Source organism: Pseudomonas sp. BYT-1, assembly GCF_023611805.1.
GTDB classification, from domain to species: Bacteria; Pseudomonadota; Gammaproteobacteria; order Pseudomonadales; family Pseudomonadaceae; genus Aquipseudomonas; species Aquipseudomonas guariconensis.
This window is the reverse complement of the sequence record NZ_CP072559.1, coordinates 1,817,338-1,833,123: the sequence shown is the minus strand read 5'-3', so window position 1 is coordinate 1,833,123 and position 15,786 is coordinate 1,817,338. Positions and strand designations below refer to the sequence as shown.

The 15,786-nt window shown below is 60.0% G+C and carries 14 protein-coding genes; 1 reads left to right on the top strand and 13 read right to left on the bottom strand.

Annotated features, from left to right (window positions below):
* Positions 1 to 290: 290 nt before the first annotated feature.
* From J5X93_RS08325 to sdhC, 12 genes are all read right to left on the bottom strand, one after another.
* Positions 291 to 491 carry a hypothetical protein gene (locus J5X93_RS08325; RefSeq protein ID WP_043211409.1) on the bottom strand — a complete coding sequence of 67 codons (201 nt, stop codon included), beginning with the start codon at positions 489 to 491 and terminating at the stop codon, positions 291 to 293.
* A gap of 27 nt (positions 492 to 518) precedes the next feature.
* Positions 519 to 1,169: a hypothetical protein gene (locus J5X93_RS08320; protein ID WP_043211410.1), complete on the bottom strand. Its 651-nt coding sequence runs from the start codon at positions 1,167 to 1,169 to the stop codon at positions 519 to 521.
* Complete coding sequence (locus tag J5X93_RS08315; protein ID WP_182941415.1) at positions 1,166 to 1,939, bottom strand: hypothetical protein; 774 nt, start codon at positions 1,937 to 1,939, stop codon at positions 1,166 to 1,168. Before J5X93_RS08315 ends, J5X93_RS08320 begins: the two co-directional genes overlap by 4 nt.
* 139 nt (positions 1,940 to 2,078) lie before the next feature.
* The gene (gene sucD, locus J5X93_RS08310; protein ID WP_043211414.1) at positions 2,079 to 2,963 is read right to left on the bottom strand and encodes a succinate--CoA ligase subunit alpha; all 885 of its coding nucleotides are present in this window, start codon (positions 2,961 to 2,963) and stop codon (positions 2,079 to 2,081) included.
* Complete coding sequence (gene sucC / locus J5X93_RS08305; protein ID WP_011534748.1) at positions 2,963 to 4,129, bottom strand: ADP-forming succinate--CoA ligase subunit beta; 1,167 nt, start codon at positions 4,127 to 4,129, stop codon at positions 2,963 to 2,965. Before sucC ends, sucD begins: the two co-directional genes overlap by 1 nt.
* Before the next feature lie 171 nt (positions 4,130 to 4,300).
* Positions 4,301 to 5,737 carry a dihydrolipoyl dehydrogenase gene (lpdA, locus tag J5X93_RS08300; protein WP_043211417.1) on the bottom strand — a complete coding sequence of 479 codons (1,437 nt, stop codon included), beginning with the start codon at positions 5,735 to 5,737 and terminating at the stop codon, positions 4,301 to 4,303.
* Positions 5,738 to 5,833: 96 nt separating this feature from the next.
* Positions 5,834 to 7,054, bottom strand: coding sequence for a 2-oxoglutarate dehydrogenase complex dihydrolipoyllysine-residue succinyltransferase (gene odhB, locus J5X93_RS08295; RefSeq protein ID WP_043211419.1), 1,221 nt, complete (start codon positions 7,052 to 7,054; stop codon positions 5,834 to 5,836).
* Between the two features lie 42 nt (positions 7,055 to 7,096).
* The gene (locus tag J5X93_RS08290) at positions 7,097 to 9,928 is read right to left on the bottom strand and encodes a 2-oxoglutarate dehydrogenase E1 component (protein ID WP_043211421.1); all 2,832 of its coding nucleotides are present in this window, start codon (positions 9,926 to 9,928) and stop codon (positions 7,097 to 7,099) included.
* Between the two features lie 246 nt (positions 9,929 to 10,174).
* Complete coding sequence (locus J5X93_RS08285) at positions 10,175 to 10,879, bottom strand: succinate dehydrogenase iron-sulfur subunit (RefSeq protein WP_043211423.1); 705 nt, start codon at positions 10,877 to 10,879, stop codon at positions 10,175 to 10,177.
* A gap of 11 nt (positions 10,880 to 10,890) precedes the next feature.
* Positions 10,891 to 12,663, bottom strand: a complete 1,773-nt coding sequence (gene sdhA, locus J5X93_RS08280; RefSeq protein ID WP_043211425.1) for a succinate dehydrogenase flavoprotein subunit — start codon at positions 12,661 to 12,663, stop codon at positions 10,891 to 10,893.
* Between the two features lie 3 nt (positions 12,664 to 12,666).
* Positions 12,667 to 13,035: a succinate dehydrogenase, hydrophobic membrane anchor protein gene (gene sdhD, locus J5X93_RS08275; protein WP_043211427.1), complete on the bottom strand. Its 369-nt coding sequence runs from the start codon at positions 13,033 to 13,035 to the stop codon at positions 12,667 to 12,669.
* Entirely contained in the window at positions 13,029 to 13,415 is a 387-nt protein-coding gene (gene sdhC, locus J5X93_RS08270; protein ID WP_023628897.1) for a succinate dehydrogenase, cytochrome b556 subunit, read from the bottom strand. Before sdhC ends, sdhD begins: the two co-directional genes overlap by 7 nt.
* Before the next feature lie 351 nt (positions 13,416 to 13,766).
* Here sdhC and gltA point away from each other — a divergent pair, with 351 nt between their 5' ends.
* Positions 13,767 to 15,056 (top strand): citrate synthase, encoded by a 1,290-nt coding sequence (gene gltA / locus J5X93_RS08265; protein ID WP_043211428.1) that lies wholly within the window; start codon positions 13,767 to 13,769, stop codon positions 15,054 to 15,056.
* Between the two features lie 107 nt (positions 15,057 to 15,163).
* Here gltA and J5X93_RS08260 read toward each other — a convergent pair whose 3' ends face one another.
* Positions 15,164 to 15,769, bottom strand: coding sequence for an START domain-containing protein (locus J5X93_RS08260; protein ID WP_043211429.1), 606 nt, complete (start codon positions 15,767 to 15,769; stop codon positions 15,164 to 15,166).
* Between the last annotated feature and the right edge of the window lie 17 nt (positions 15,770 to 15,786).

Sequence of the window (15,786 nt, the reverse complement as noted above, 5' to 3'; positions counted from 1 at the left end):
AAATGCTGCCCGGCTTGATAGGCCAGACCCGTTTAGCGTGTCGTTCCCTTTTGGGGGACGGGCACAGAGTGAACGCGTAGGTTAACCGTTTTACCCGGCAAACGCACTGGCACAGGCCTGCTTGTCCGATGTGCGTATGTTCTTGTCGTCTGGGTGACTCTGTGACGCGGTTAATGCTGGCAGATAGGATCAAGCCCGTCTGCCTTAAAATCCCTATCAAATCGATCGATTTTTCTTACAAGTTACACAAACCTGCCGAAAACGCCGGCTTGTCCTCGGCAGGTCATTCCTCAAAGCGGTTTGTCAGCCGCGTCTATCCCAACGCTCTGCCAAAAGCGTTTGATTTCGTGAATGTTGCCAAAGTTGTAGCGTGGCCCGGTGTAAAAGCCACCGTCACCGGAACAAAAAATTTCGGAGTCGACGCCGGTCTGCGGCAAGGTTTCGCTACCGGCGCTGTATAGACGGGCTTGCGCCCAAACAGGTTTGTGCATGACTTTCTACCTTTTTCACGGTTTACATCAGGATTGATGTGCTTGCCACAGCGCCTGGATGCGCTGGTGTATATGCTGCTCCTGCGAACCAAGCCCCGAATAGATCGGCCGCAGTTCCTCATCGAAACACCACTCCTGCCGCCCATTTCGGCTCGCGGCAGGAACAGCGACCATCAATGCCAACGACAGGGAAAACTCCTCGGGAGGAATCTGATAATGCAGGTCCTCAAAGGCACGCATATGTAGGAGCTTGCCTGGGCTCAAGCGAACTTCTTCAGGCTCACCCAGTACAGGCCTGGTCCGCGCGTCGACCTGCGCTGCATTGAGTATCGGGTACTTCATGGTTCGGTAGCCGCAGCCTTGATAACCCACGGCATACAGTTCGAAATCATGGGTATGTGGCACGCCATAGATGAAGGTTTGCCGCTCAGCCTGCGCTTGGGCCGGCAACCAGCAGGTCATTCGCAGCGAGACGTACTGCGAGGCATGCAACGCAAAACCGTACGGGCTGTACACCTGCTCCCCGCGGCTGAAGGCGTGTTGCTGGATGTGCTCATACATGCACTCCCCAAGCAGGCTGCGATTCTGCGCAAGCGCCAGAAGGTCGGCGCTGATCGCGTCCTGCTCTCGCTCAAGATCCCGCTGCTCGAGTCGCTCGATGAATGTATCCAGTTTCATGCCGCCCCCTGCCCAAGGTAGTTCGACAGCATGTCGTCGAGTGCAGGGTCGGATAGTGAGCGAAGGACCTTCAGATAATGCTCAAGATGCCCTGGAGCCAATCTCATCAACACCTCGAAAGCCCGCCAACGGACAGCCGAATGGTGGTGATAGATCAGCTCACCTGCCACAGCTTCCAGATACGGATCCTCGATGCGCTGGAGTGCATCGAGCCACACAAGAAAGCGCGAAACCTGCGGATCGGCGGGAAACCAGGCGATACGTGCCAGCGTGGTGCGGTCGAACACCTCGATGTCACTGCCGGGGTTTGGCAGGTTCAAGCTGAAGACCAGACGCTCTGACCGTTCATCTGGGCATAGCGCCACCACCTTACAAGCACCGTCTACAAGCACGGGCGCTTGGTGTGTCACCTCCACCTTCACACCGTTGCACAGGCGGTCGGATTCGCGGTTGAACAGCCATAGGGGGTATTCGAAGCCCTGGGGTGCAAACCAGATGCTGTAACCCGAAGTGGCATACAGATGATCCGCTGTCGAGCGCACCCGCGTGACATCCAGTGCAACAGGTTCATGTGGGGCATTGAGTCGTAGACGCTCACTGAAATGAGCGACCGTGCCACACAACATGGCCTTGCTCCCAGGCTCGCCCTGGTCTTTCATGCGTTGGTCAAAACCCTGCCATGCGGCGTTGACGAATGCACGCATGTCGGTACACCTCACCTGTTCCAACAGGACGGCCGGTTCGGGTTTCCTACTCAGCAATGCTTCCATGAAGTTTTCTTTCATCCGCTCTTCTGATCTCGAGCGGGATGATCTCTGACATGGGTAACGTCATTAAGATGGAAGTAATCCCCTGAAACGACAAAGGCCACCCGAGGGTGGCCTTTGTGCGCGTGGGGGGTAAAGCGTATTACTTCTTCATTTCCCAACCGGTCAGCTCGGCCAGCGCCTTGCCGATGTCAGCCAGGGAACGCACGGTTTTGACACCAGCGTCCTGGAGGGCGGCGAACTTCTCGTCCGCAGTACCCTTGCCACCGGAGATGATGGCGCCAGCGTGGCCCATGCGCTTGCCCGCAGGCGCGGTAACGCCGGCGATGTAGGAAACGACAGGCTTGGTCACGTTGGCCTTGATGTAGGCCGCGGCTTCTTCTTCAGCAGAACCGCCGATTTCACCGATCATAACGATCGCTTCGGTCTGCGGATCTTCCTGGAACAGCTTCAGGATATCGATGAAGTTGGAGCCTGGGATCGGGTCACCACCGATACCAACGCAGGTCGACTGACCGAAACCTGCGTCGGTGGTCTGCTTGACCGCTTCGTAGGTCAGGGTGCCGGAACGGGAAACGATACCGACCTTGCCTGGCAGGTGGATGTGGCCTGGCATGATGCCGATCTTGCACTCGCCCGGGGTGATGACACCTGGGCAGTTAGGGCCGATCAGGCGTACACCCAGCTCGTCGCACTTGACCTTGGCGTCCAGCATGTCGAGGGTAGGAATACCCTCGGTGATGCAGACGATCAGCTTGATGCCACCAAAGGCAGCTTCCAGGATCGAGTCTTTGCAGAACGGAGCCGGAACATAGATGACCGAAGCTTCGGCGCCGGTGGCCTCAACCGCTTCCTTCACGGTGTTGAACACCGGCAGGCCCAGGTGGGTGGTGCCACCCTTGCCTGGGGTTACGCCGCCAACCATCTTGGTGCCGTAGGCGATGGCTTGTTCGGAGTGGAAAGTACCCTGCGAGCCGGTGAAGCCCTGGCAGATGACTTTGGTGTCTTTATTGATCAGGACGCTCATTACTTGCCCTCCGCAGCTTTGACAACTTGTTGAGCAGCGTCGGTCAGGCTGGTTGCCGCAATGATGTTCAAACCGCTTTCTGCCAGTACTTTAGCGCCCAGTTCGGCGTTGTTGCCTTCGAGGCGAACGACGACCGGAACTTTAACGCCGACTTCTTTCACTGCACCGATGATGCCTTCGGCAATCATGTCGCAACGAACGATGCCGCCGAAGATGTTGACCAGAACGGCCGCGACATTGCTGTCGGACAGAATGATCTTGAACGCTTCGGTAACGCGCTCTTTGGTAGCACCACCGCCAACGTCGAGGAAGTTGGCCGGCTTGCCGCCGTGCAGGTTGACGATGTCCATGGTACCCATGGCCAGACCGGCACCGTTGACCATGCAGCCGATGTTGCCTTCCAGGGCAACGTAGTTCAGTTCGAACTTGGCAGCGTGGGCTTCACGGGCGTCGTCCTGGGACGGGTCGTGGAAGGTCTTCAGCTTTGGCTGACGGTACATGGCGTTGGCGTCGATGTTGATCTTGGCATCGAGGCAGTGCAGGTCGCCGTCGGCCTTGATGACCAGCGGGTTCACTTCCAGCAGGGCCAGATCGTGATCCTTGAACAGCTTGGCCAGGCCAACGAAGATCTTGGCGAACTGTTGAACTTGCTTGCCTTCCAGACCCAGCTGGAACGCCAGTTCACGACCTTGGAACGGCTGAGCGCCGACCAGCGGATCGATGGTAGCCTTGAGGATCTTCTCGGGAGTTTCGTGAGCGACTTTCTCGATGTCCACGCCACCTTCGGTGGAAGCCATGAACACGATACGGCGGCTCGAACGATCGACTACAGCGCCCAGGTACAGCTCTTTGGCGATGTCAGTGCAGGATTCGACCAGGATCTTGGAAACTGGTTGACCGTTGGCATCGGTCTGGTAGGTGACCAGGTTCTTGCCGAGCCACTGTGCAGCGAACGCCTTGGCGTCTTCCTTGCTGCGAACCAGCTTGACGCCGCCCGCCTTACCGCGACCACCAGCGTGGACCTGGGCCTTTACGACCCACTCGGAACCGCCGATCTTGTCGCAGGCTTCTGCAGCTTGCTCAGGGGTATCGACTGCGAAACCCTTGGAAACTGGCAGGCCGTATTCAGCGAACAGCTGTTTACCCTGATACTCGTGAAGATTCATGCTTTTTACCGTCTTCGTTAGGTACTGCGCTTCGGCGCTGCGCCATCACTGGCGCCGCACCACCTGTGACCGTTGACCCCGGGTTTCCCGTGTGATCCGGTCCGGCGGACGTTCCGCGGTGAGTCTTGCACGCAAGACCCACGACGGGCAGCCCGCCGTGGTTTCTTATAATTAACGCTTCTTACGGTTGGCGACGTGAATGGCGCCGCCATTCACAGCCAGCGCTGCTTCATGCAGCGCTTCGGACAGGGTCGGATGGCTGAAGACCATCATGCCCAGATCCTCGGCACTGGTGCCGAATTCCATTGCGATCGCGCCTTGCTGAACCAGCTCGGCAGCCGATGGGCCGATCACGTGAACACCCAGGACACGGTCGGTCTTGGCATCGGCGATGACCTTGACGAAACCGCCGGTATCGTTGGCTGCCATCGCACGGCCGCTGGCCGCGAACGGGAAGGTGCCCACGTTAACCTCAACGCCCTCGGCCTTCAAGGCCTGTTCGGTCTTGCCGACCCACGCGATTTCCGGGTGGGTATAGATGACCGACGGAATCAGGTCATAGTTCATCTGGGCTTTGTGGCCCTTGATGCGCTCGACGACCATGATGCCCTCTTCCGAGGCCTTGTGCGCCAGCATCAGACCACGGACCACGTCACCGATGGCGTACACGCCCGGTACGCTGGTCGCGCAGTAGTCGTCGACGTAGATGTAGCCACGCTCGTCGATGGTCACACCGCTGTCGGCAGCCAGCAGGTCGGTGGTCACCGGACGACGGCCCACGGCCACGATCAGTTTGTCGAAGACGATCTTCTGCTCGCCGTTGGCGTCGGTGTAGGTGACTTCGACTTCTTCGCCATTGACCTTCGAGCCGGTCACGCGAGCGCCCAGCTTGATGTCCAGGCCTTGCTTGGTCAGGGTCTTCTGGGCTTCCTTGGAAACCGCGGTGTCAGCGGCCATCAGGAAGGTGTCCAAGGCTTCCAGGACGGTCACCTGGGCACCCAGGCGGGACCATACCGAACCCAGCTCCAGACCGATCACGCCTGCGCCGATGACGCCCAGACGCTTCGGTACCGATTGGAATTCCAGGGCGCCGGTGGAATCGACGATGACTTTCTGGTCGACCGGAGCAGGCGGAATGTCGATCGGACGCGAGCCGGAGGCCAGAATCACGTTCTCGGCTTCGATGACTTCGGTGGTGCCGTCAGCCTTGGTGACTTCGACTTTCTTGCCAGCCAGCAGTTTGCCGTGACCTTGGATAGAGGTAACACCGTTGGCCTTGAACAGGGTGGCGACACCACCGGTCAGGTTCTTGACGATGCCAGCCTTGCGGCCAACCATCGCAGCAACGTCCATCTTCACTTCGCCAGTGGAGATACCGTGGACGTTGAAGCTCTCTTTGGCCTCCTTGTACTTCCAGGAGCTGTCCAGCAGGGCCTTGGAAGGAATGCAACCCACGTTCAGGCAGGTACCGCCCAGGGCCAGTTTGCCCTCGGCGTCGGTGTATTTCTCGATGCAGGCGGTCTTGAGGCCGAGCTGAGCAGCCTTGATCGCGGCCACGTAGCCGCCAGGACCTGCACCAATCACCACTACGTCGAATTTCTGGGTCATAAAAGATTCCTTTTTAGCTTCAAGCGGCAAGTTGCAAGCCGCAAGACTGGCAAGCTTCGACGTGAAGCTTGCCGCTTGCAGCTTGCAGCTGCGCGATTAGATGTCCAGCAGCAGACGAGCCGGATCTTCCAGCAGATTCTTGATGGTCACCAGGAAGGTTACCGCTTCCTTGCCATCGATCAGGCGGTGATCGTAGGACAGCGCCAGGTACATCATCGGGCGAATGACCACTTGGCCGTTGATCGCCATCGGACGCTGGATGATGTTGTGCATGCCCAGGATGGCAGCCTGCGGCGGGTTGACGATCGGGGTCGACATCATCGAGCCGAAGGTACCACCGTTGGTGATGGTGAAGGTACCGCCAGTCATCTCTTCGATGGCCAGTTTGCCTTCGCGGGCCTTCTTGCCGAAGGTGGCGATGCCGTTCTCGATCTCGGCCAGCGACATCGATTCGGCGTTGCGCAGGACAGGAACCACCAGGCCGCGGTCGCTGGAGACGGCAACGCCGACGTCAGCATAACCGTGGTAGACGATGTCGTTGCCATCGATCGAGGCGTTGACGGCCGGGAAGCGCTTCAGTGCTTCGGTGGCAGCCTTGACGAAGAACGACATGAAGCCCAGGCGTACGCCGTTGTGGGACTTCTCGAACAGGTCCTTGTACTTCGAGCGCAGGGCCATGACTTCGGTCATGTCCACTTCGTTGAAGGTGGTCAACATGGCCATGCTCGACTGGGCTTCGACCAGACGCTCGGCGATCTTGGCGCGCAGACGGGTCATCGGCACACGCTTCTCGGTGCGATCGCCTGCGGCGGTGACCACTGGCGCAGCAGCAGCGGCAGGCTTGGCAGCCGGAGCGGCGGCAGGCGCGGCCTTCTTGTTGGCGATGGCGGCAACCACGTCTTCCTTGGTGACGCGGCCACCTTTACCGGTGCCGGCAACCGAAGCCAGATCGATGCCGTTCTCTTCAGCCAGCTTGCGAGCGGCTGGAGCGGCGATCGGGTCTTCTTCGCCAGCGTCGGCGGCAGCGGCAGCCGGAGCAGCAGCGGCCGGGGCGGCGGCAGGCGCGGCGGCGGCAGCGCCACCTTCAACGATCGAACCCAGGACTTCGTCGGACAGGACGGTATCGCCCTCGCCCTTGACGATGTCGCCCAGCACGCCGTCGGCGGTGGCCAGAACTTCCAGGACGACCTTGTCGGTCTCGATGTCGACGATCAGCTCGTCACGCTTGACGGCATCGCCCGGCTTCTTGTGCCAGGTGGCAACGGTGCCGTCGGCGACCGATTCCGGGAAGGTTGGGGCTTTGATCTCGATAGCCATTATCAGTGTTTCCTTAAATTCGGTTTCAGGTGCGCGAAGGCGTTAGACAGTGAAAGCATCCTGCAGCAGTTTTTCCTGCTGCTCGGCGTGCATCGAAGCGTAGCCACAGGCTGGCGCGGCGGAAGCGTCGCGACCGGCGTATTCCAGGACCAGCGCCTTGTTGTGGCGGGTCAGGATACGGCGCATGTGATGCTGGCTGCTGTACCAGGCGCCCTGGTTCATCGGCTCTTCCTGACACCAGACCGCGTGCTTGAGGTTGGTGTAAGGCGCCAGGATTTCCACCAGGTCGTCCTCAGGGAACGGATACAGCTGCTCGATACGCACGATGGCGATGTCTTCGCGGCCTTCGGCACGGCGCTTTTCCAGCAGATCGTAGTAGACCTTGCCGCTGCACAGCACGAGGCGCTCGACCTTGGCCGGATCGAGAGTGTCGATTTCCGGGATCACGGTCTGGAACGAACCTTCGGCCAGATCTTCCAGGGTCGAGACGGCCAGCTTGTGGCGCAGCAGCGACTTAGGCGTCAGGACGATCAGCGGCTTGCGCAGCGGACGGATGACCTGGCGGCGCAGCAGGTGGTAGATCTGAGCCGGAGTGGTCGGTACGCAGACCTGGATGTTGTGCTCGGCGCACAGCTGCAGGTAACGCTCCAGACGCGCCGAGGAGTGCTCGGGACCCTGGCCTTCATAGCCATGCGGCAGCAGCATGGTCAGGCCGCACAGACGACCCCACTTGTGCTCGCCACTGGTGATGAACTGGTCGATCACGACCTGGGCACCGTTGGCGAAGTCACCGAACTGGGCTTCCCAAATCACCAGCGCGTTCGGCGTGGTGGTGGAGTAGCCATATTCGAAGGCCAGTACCGCCTCTTCCGACAGGAAGGAGTCGTACAGCTCGAACTTCGGCTGGCCCGGGAACAGATTCTGCAGCGGTACGTAGGTGCTGGCGTCCTTCTGGTTGTGCAACACCGCATGGCGGTGCGAGAAGGTGCCACGACCGATGTCCTGGCCGGTCATGCGGATCGGGTGACCTTCGAACTGCAGGGTGGCGTAAGCCATGGTCTCTGCGTAACCCCAGTTGATCGGCAAGCCACCGGCCTGCATCTTCTGGCGGTCTTCGTAGATCTTCGCGACCTGACGTTGGACGACGAAGCCTTCCGGCAGCTCGAGCAGCTTGGCCGACAGGTCCTGCAGGGTCTTGAGGTCGAAGCGGGTGTCGTGACGCGCAGTCCAGGCATGGCCCAGGTACGGACGCCAGTCGACGAACAGCTCGCGGTTCGGCTCCTTGACCAGGCTCTTGACCACGTGCAGACCGTTGTCCAGGGCGTTGCGGTACTCGTCGATCTTGGCCTGGGCGCGCTCGGCATCGATGCGACCAGCCTGGATCAACGCGTCGGCATACAGCTCACGGGTGGTGCGCTGCTTGCTGATCTGCTGGTACATCAGAGGCTGGGTACCATTCGGCTCGTCGGCCTCGTTGTGGCCGCGACGACGATAGCAGACCAGGTCGATGACCACGTCACGCTTGAACTGCATGCGATAGTCGATAGCCAGCTGAGTGACGAACAGCACCGCTTCCGGATCATCGCCGTTCACGTGCAGGATCGGCGCCTGGATCATCTTGGCGACGTCGGTAGCGTACTCGGTGGAGCGCGAGTCCAGCGGGTTGGAGATGGTGAAGCCAACCTGGTTGTTAATCACGATGTGCACGGTCCCGCCGGTCTTGAAACCGCGAGTCTGCGACATCTGGAAGGTTTCCATGACCACGCCCTGACCGGCGAACGCAGCGTCACCGTGGATCGAGATCGGCAGAACCTTGTCACCCACGGTGTCGTTGCGACGGTCCTGGCGGGCGCGCACCGAACCTTCCACCACCGGCGAGACGATTTCCAGGTGGGAGGGGTTGAACGCCATGGCCAGGTGGACTTCGCCACCGGGGGTCATCACGTTGGAGGAGAAGCCCTGGTGATACTTCACGTCACCGGAGCCCAGCTCGTTCATCTTCTTGCCTTCGAACTCGTCGAACAGCTCGCGCGGGTTCTTGCCGAAGGTGTTGACCAGCACGTTCAGGCGGCCGCGGTGGGCCATGCCGATCACGACCTCCTTGGTGCCGTAGGAGCCGGAGCGCTGGATCATTTCGTCCAGCATCGGGATCAGGCTTTCGCCGCCCTCGAGGCCGAAACGCTTGGTCCCCGGGTACTTGGTGCCCAGGTACTTTTCCAGGCCTTCGCCCGCGGTGACGCGCTCGAGCAGGTGAGTCTGCACGTCAGCGGAGAATTCAGGACGGCCACGAACGCTTTCCAGACGCTGCTGGAACCAGCTGCGCTGCTCGGAATCGACGATGTGGGTGAACTCGGCGCCGATGGTGCGACAATATGTCTTCTGCAGCGCATCGAAAATTTCGCGTAGGCTCGCTTCCTCTTTGCCGATGAACAGGTCACCGGTACGGAAGGTCGTATCAAGGTCGGCATTGGTCAAGCCGTAGTGATTGATCGACAGGTCTACGGGCGCAGGACGCTGCCACAACCCCAACGGGTCGAGCTTGGCAGCCTGATGGCCGCGCATACGATAGGCCTGGATCAGTCGCAGAACTTCAACCTGCTTCTTCTCGTGTTCACTGCTCACGCTCCCGGCGGATACCGGTTGGGCGCGGCGCTGGTTCTTTGCCAGCAGTACGAAATGGTCGCGGATTGTAGAGTGCGATACATCGGTAGCGGTGCTGCCGTCGGCGGGCAACTTCTGGAAGTAGGTGCGCCACTCTTCTGGCACAGCGTTAGGGTCGTGCAGGTAGAGCTCATAAAGCTCTTCCACATATGCAGCGTTACCACCTGAAAGGTGGGCGCTTTCCCACATGCGCTGCATCACGCTTTCTTGCATGCTTGGTCACCCTCGGTTAGGGGACTGATCGGCAAAAGCCACAGCAAACCTGGAAAAGTCCGAACACAGCGACTGAACCACGCCACCTGGATCCTGCTGATTTTCCGGGTACCAGCCCGGAAGCCCCTGCTGGTCTCATATCTTCATAGGTAATGAGCGCGGGCTTTGTGGGCCCTTGCTCGGGTTTTACCTTGGTGCGGGCTCAGCGCCCGCACCTCGGCTTACTGCAGGTGCAACATTTTTGAATCAGGTGCCGCTTTGCAGCAGCATGTTACGTACGTGACCGATTGCCTTGGTCGGGTTCAGACCTTTCGGGCAAACGTTTACGCAGTTCATGATCCCGCGGCAGCGGAATACGCTGAACGGGTCATCCAGGGACGCCAGGCGCTCCTGAGTCTTGGTATCACGGCTGTCGGCCAGGAAGCGGTAGGCCTGCAGCAGCGCGGCGGGGCCCAGGAACTTGTCCGGGTTCCACCAGAACGACGGGCAGGAGGTCGAGCAGCAAGCGCACAGGATGCACTCGTACAGACCGTCCAGCTTGTCGCGGTCTTCCGGCGACTGCAGACGCTCGATGGCCGGGGCCGGCGTGTCGTTCTGCAGGAACGGCTTCACCTTCTCGTACTGCTTGTAGAAGATGCTCATGTCGACGACCAGGTCACGAATGACCGGCAGACCCGGCAGCGGGCGCAGAACGAGCTTGTTGCCCTTGACCACCGACGACAGCGGAGTGATGCAGGCCAGGCCGTTCTTGCCATTGATGTTCATGCCATCGGAACCGCAAACGCCTTCACGGCAGGAGCGACGGTACGAGAAGCCCTCGTCCTGCTCCTTGATCAGTGCCAGCACGTCCAGGACCATCAGATCCTTGCCACCGGTATCGACCTGGAAGGTCTGCATCTTCGGCGCCGAATCGGTATCCGGGTTGTAACGATAAACTTCGACTTGCAACATAGCGGCCACCCTTAGTAAGTCCGGACTTTCGGTTCGAAGGCAGGAACTGTCTTCGGCGCAAAGTTGACGCCACGCTTGGCAACGCGCTTCTCACCCGGGTAGTACAGGGTGTGGCACAGCCAGTTCTCGTCGTCACGGTCTTCGTAGTCTTCACGGGCGTGAGCACCGCGAGACTCTTTACGGGCTTCGGCCGCGATGGCGGTAGCTTCGGCGACTTCCAGCAGGTTCTGCAGCTCCAGCGCTTCGATACGCGCGGTGTTGAAGGCCTGGGACTTGTCGTTGATCTTGACGTTGGCAATACGCTCGCGCAGACCAGCCAGCTGAGCGATACCCTTCTGCATGTATTCGCCAGTACGGAATACACCGAAGTAGTTCTGCATGCAGCTCTGCAGCTCGCGCTTGAGGCTGGCAACGTCTTCGCCAGTGGTGCGCTCGTTGAGCTTGTTCAGGCGGTTCAGGGCTACGTCGACGTCGGTGTCGCTGGCGTCGCGGTATTCGACGCCTTCGGTCAGCGCCTTCTCCAGATGCAGACCAGCTGCACGGCCGAAGACCACCAGGTCCAGCAGCGAGTTGCCGCCCAGACGGTTGGCACCGTGAACCGATACGCAAGCCACTTCACCTACAGCGAACAGGCCTGGGATGATCTGATCCTTGCCTTCGGCGTCCATGGTGATGGCCTGGCCATGAATGTTGGTGGCGATACCACCCATCATGTAGTGGCAGGTCGGGATGACCGGAACCGGCGCGACCACAGGGTCAACGTGAGCGAAGGTCTTGGACAGTTCGCAGATACCTGGCAGGCGGCTGTGCAGCACCTCCTCGCCCAGGTGGTCGAGCTTCAGCAGCACGTGGTCCTTGTTCGGGCCCACGCCGTTGCCGGCGATGATTTCCTTGACCATGGAACGGGCGACGACGTCGCGACCAGCCAGGTCTTTGGCGTTCGGCGCGTAACGCTCCATGAAGCGCTCGCCGTGGGCGTTGATCAGGTAGCCACCCTCGCCGCGGCAACCCTCGGTGACCAGTACACCGGCACCGGCGATGCCGGTCGGGTGGAACTGCCACATTTCGATGTCCTGCACCGGCACGCCGGCACGCAGGGCCATGCCGACACCGTCACCGGTGTTGATCAGGGCGTTGGTGGTCGAGGCGTAGATACGGCCCGCACCGCCAGTGGCCAGTACGGTAGCCTTGGACTTGATGTACAGGGTTTCGCCGGTTTCGATGCAGATCGCGATCACGCCGACAAAAGCGCCGTCCTGGTTCTTCACCAGATCAACGGCATAGTACTCGTTGAGGAAGGTGGTGCCTGCTTTCAGGTTGCCCTGATACAGGGTGTGCAGCAGCGCGTGACCGGTACGGTCGGAAGCGGCGCAGGTACGGGCGGCCTGGCCACCCTTGCCGAAGTCCTTGGACTGGCCACCGAACGGACGCTGGTAGATACGCCCAGTTTCGGTACGCGAGAACGGCAGACCCATGTGGTCCAGTTCGAAGACCGCAGCAGGGCCTTCCTGACACATGTACTCGATAGCGTCCTGGTCACCGATGTAGTCGGAACCTTTGACGGTGTCGTACATGTGCCAGCGCCAGTCGTCGTTCGGGTCGGCCGAAGCGATGGCGCAGGTGATGCCGCCTTGGGCGGATACAGTGTGCGAACGGGTCGGGAAGACCTTGGTGACTACGGCAGTCTTGTGACCGCCCTGGGCCAGCTGCAGCGCAGCGCGCATGCCGGCACCGCCGCCACCGATGATGATGGCGTCGAAAGAAATGGTTGGAATGCTAGCCATGGATCAGATACCCCAGAGAATCTGCACACCCCAGACGAAGTACGCGAACATCGCAACGCCGCACACAGCCTGGAACAGGAAACGAATCGCAGTCGCCGACTTGCCGAAGGACATCGGCGTCAGGTAGTCGGTGGCAATGGTCCACATGCCGACCCAGGCGTGAGCGCCCAGGGCAACGAGTGCCAGCAGACTGAAGATACGCATCGCGTTGTTGGAGAACAGACCGTGCCACTGGGCATAGTCGAGACCCGGGTGAACGGCGACGTAGCCGATCAGGAAAATGAAGTAAGCCGCGAGAACGACCGCAGATACGCGCTGCGCCATCCAGTCATAGAGGCCCGAACGCGACAGGTTCGTGACATTAGTTACCATACCCAAACTCCCGCCAGAACGATCAGCACCACGGAGATGACGATCACGATTTTCGAGCCCAGCTTGCCGCCCTCGAGCGTCTCACCGACACCCATGTCCATGATCAGGTGGCGTACACCTGCAACGAGGTGGTACAGCAGGCCGGACAGCAGGCCCCAAGTCACCAGCTTGGCCAGCGGACTGGTCAGACACGCCTTCACCTCGGCAAAGCCCTCCTCGGAACCCAGCGACTTGCCCAATGCGTAAAGCATGATGGCCAGGCCAAGGAACAGGATGACGCCGGAGATACGGTGAAGAATGGACGTGTACGCGGTGATCGGGAGTTTGATGGTCCTTAGGTCTAGGTTTACAGGTCGTTGGCTTTTCACGGCTTTTTTCACACTGAAGAGCCCCTAGCTAACAGGGCAAAGTTGTTGGTAAGTGTACTGGTCAGGTACCCACCACCCAGGGAGCGACGACCCCCAGCGGAACGGGCTTGCAAGCCCCTGGCGGTCGGTTGCGGAGTATAGACAGTTAGGCTGCTTATGACAACGTGAGGGGCTAGCCCAAATAGCGCATTGCCTTTAGCGAACAAAAGGCGTAAATGGGCGAGAATTTCGTGAAAAATCAGGGCTCAGAGGGTGTTTCAACCAGCCTTTAGGCAAATTGACATTCGAATTTATCCCTCTATAGTGGTGCGGGCCCTGCGTGGGGGGTCTGTCTGATGATTTCAAGCATTAATAGGAGGCCACATGGCTGACAAAAAAGCGCAGTTGGTCATCGAGGGCGCTGCCCCCGTCGAGCTGCCCATTTTAACCGGCACCGTTGGTCCCGATGTTATCGACGTCCGCGGGTTGGGGGCTACTGGTCACTTCACCTTCGACCCCGGTTTCATGGCGACTGCGTCCTGCGAGTCGAAGATCACCTACATCGATGGCGACAAGGGTGTCCTGCTGCACCGCGGCTACCCGATCGAACAGCTCGCCGAAAAATCGGACTACCTGGAAACCTGCTACCTGCTGCTCAACGGCGAACTGCCGAACGCCGAGCAGAAGGCCCAGTTCGTCAGCACCGTGAAGAACCACACCATGGTTCACGAGCAGCTGAAATCCTTCTTCAACGGCTTCCGCCGCGACGCTCACCCGATGGCGGTGATGTGCGGCGTGGTCGGCGCCCTGTCGGCGTTCTATCACGACTCCCTGGACATCAACAACCCGCAGCATCGCGAGATCTCTGCGGTGCGCCTGGTCGCAAAAATGCCGACCCTGGCCGCGATGGTCTACAAGTACTCCATGGGCCAGCCGATGATGTATCCGCGCAACGACCTGTCGTACGCGGAAAACTTCCTGCACATGATGTTCAACACGCCGTGCGAGATCAAACCGATCAGCCCGGTGCTGGCCAAGGCAATGGACCGGATCTTCATCCTCCACGCCGACCACGAGCAGAACGCCTCTACCTCCACCGTGCGCCTGGCGGGCTCCTCGGGCGCCAACCCGTTCGCCTGTATCGCCGCCGGCATCGCTGCACTGTGGGGTCCGGCCCACGGCGGCGCCAACGAAGCCGTACTGACCATGCTCGATGAAATTGGCGATGTCTCCAACATCGACAAGTACATCGCCAAGGCCAAGGACAAGAACGATCCGTTCAAGCTCATGGGCTTCGGTCACCGCGTTTACAAGAACCGCGACCCACGCGCCACCGTGATGAAGAAGACCTGCGACGAGGTGCTGAGCGAACTGGGCATCAAGAACGATCCGCAGCTCGAACTGGCGATGCGCCTGGAAGAGATCGCACTGACCGATCCGTACTTCATCGAGCGCTCGCTGTACCCGAACGTCGACTTCTACTCCGGCATCATCCTGAAGGCGATCGGCATTCCGACCAGCATGTTCACCGTGATCTTCGCCCTGGCACGCACCGTCGGCTGGATCTCGCACTGGAAGGAGATGCTCTCCAGCCCGTACAAGATCGGCCGTCCGCGCCAGCTGTACACTGGCCACGAGCAGCGTGACATCGTTGACTTGAAAGACCGCAAGTAAGCTCTTCGAGCCGAACGTAAAAAAGGCTGCCCTTGGGCAGCCTTTTTTATAGCGCAGCAACCGATAGACCGCTGCTCACCGCTTCGCGGGCATGCCCGCCCTCAGACTCAGGGCTTTTCAGCCTTGTCGCGCAACCCCTTGAGGGTATTGAACGGCGCGTCGACCACAAACTTGTTGGCCAGCCAGGACGGCACACTGCCTCCAGGCTCGGTGTGCACTTGGTAGGTAACCTCGGTGCTGTCACCCTTGGGCACCAGCTTCCAGAAGCCTTGGACCTGTGCCACACGCACATAGCCCTTTTCCTCCGGCAGGTATTTGGGGTCCTCCTCGAGCTTTCGGACCAGGCTGCCGTCAGCCTCCTCGGTGGTGGTCACGTGAAGGATCGAATCACGCGGCGTCACCGGCCAGGGCGTATTGAAACGAGTATAGGTCCAGCTCTGCGCGCCATCCTGCTTGAGCAGCTTTTGCGACTCGCACTCATGAATCCACTTGCAGGCACCTACGGTGTCCTCCTGCAAAGCCTTGACCTTGGCCAGCGGCGCCTTGATCAAGGTCACGCCGCGATAGGCTTTGTACTTCGAACCCGGCACTTCACTGAGGGACACCTTGATGCCGTCCTCATCCTTGGCCACCTGCCAGTTCTCGGCCCAGGCAGCCGGCGACAGCAGAACACCGACGCCACACAGCAGTGCAATACGCTTGATCGATCTCATCGTTTTGTTCCTTGTTG

What these genes read in the sequence shown, in the direction of transcription:
- J5X93_RS08325 (WP_043211409.1), bottom strand. Translation starts at nt 491, where the DNA reads ATGCACAAACCTGTTTGGGCGCAAGCCCGTCTATACAGCGCCGGTAGC.
- J5X93_RS08320 (WP_043211410.1), bottom strand. Translation starts at nt 1,169, where the DNA reads ATGAAACTGGATACATTCATCGAGCGACTCGAGCAGCGGGATCTTGAG.
- J5X93_RS08315 (WP_182941415.1), bottom strand. Translation starts at nt 1,939, where the DNA reads ATGGAAGCATTGCTGAGTAGGAAACCCGAACCGGCCGTCCTGTTGGAA.
- sucD (WP_043211414.1), bottom strand. Translation starts at nt 2,963, where the DNA reads ATGAGCGTCCTGATCAATAAAGACACCAAAGTCATCTGCCAGGGCTTC.
- sucC (WP_011534748.1), bottom strand. Translation starts at nt 4,129, where the DNA reads ATGAATCTTCACGAGTATCAGGGTAAACAGCTGTTCGCTGAATACGGC.
- lpdA (WP_043211417.1), bottom strand. Translation starts at nt 5,737, where the DNA reads ATGACCCAGAAATTCGACGTAGTGGTGATTGGTGCAGGTCCTGGCGGC.
- odhB (WP_043211419.1), bottom strand. Translation starts at nt 7,054, where the DNA reads ATGGCTATCGAGATCAAAGCCCCAACCTTCCCGGAATCGGTCGCCGAC.
- J5X93_RS08290 (WP_043211421.1), bottom strand. Translation starts at nt 9,928, where the DNA reads ATGCAAGAAAGCGTGATGCAGCGCATGTGGGAAAGCGCCCACCTTTCA.
- J5X93_RS08285 (WP_043211423.1), bottom strand. Translation starts at nt 10,879, where the DNA reads ATGTTGCAAGTCGAAGTTTATCGTTACAACCCGGATACCGATTCGGCG.
- sdhA (WP_043211425.1), bottom strand. Translation starts at nt 12,663, where the DNA reads ATGGCTAGCATTCCAACCATTTCTTTCGACGCCATCATCATCGGTGGC.
- sdhD (WP_043211427.1), bottom strand. Translation starts at nt 13,035, where the DNA reads ATGGTAACTAATGTCACGAACCTGTCGCGTTCGGGCCTCTATGACTGG.
- gltA (WP_043211428.1), top strand. Translation starts at nt 13,767, where the DNA reads ATGGCTGACAAAAAAGCGCAGTTGGTCATCGAGGGCGCTGCCCCCGTC.
- J5X93_RS08260 (WP_043211429.1), bottom strand. Translation starts at nt 15,769, where the DNA reads ATGAGATCGATCAAGCGTATTGCACTGCTGTGTGGCGTCGGTGTTCTG.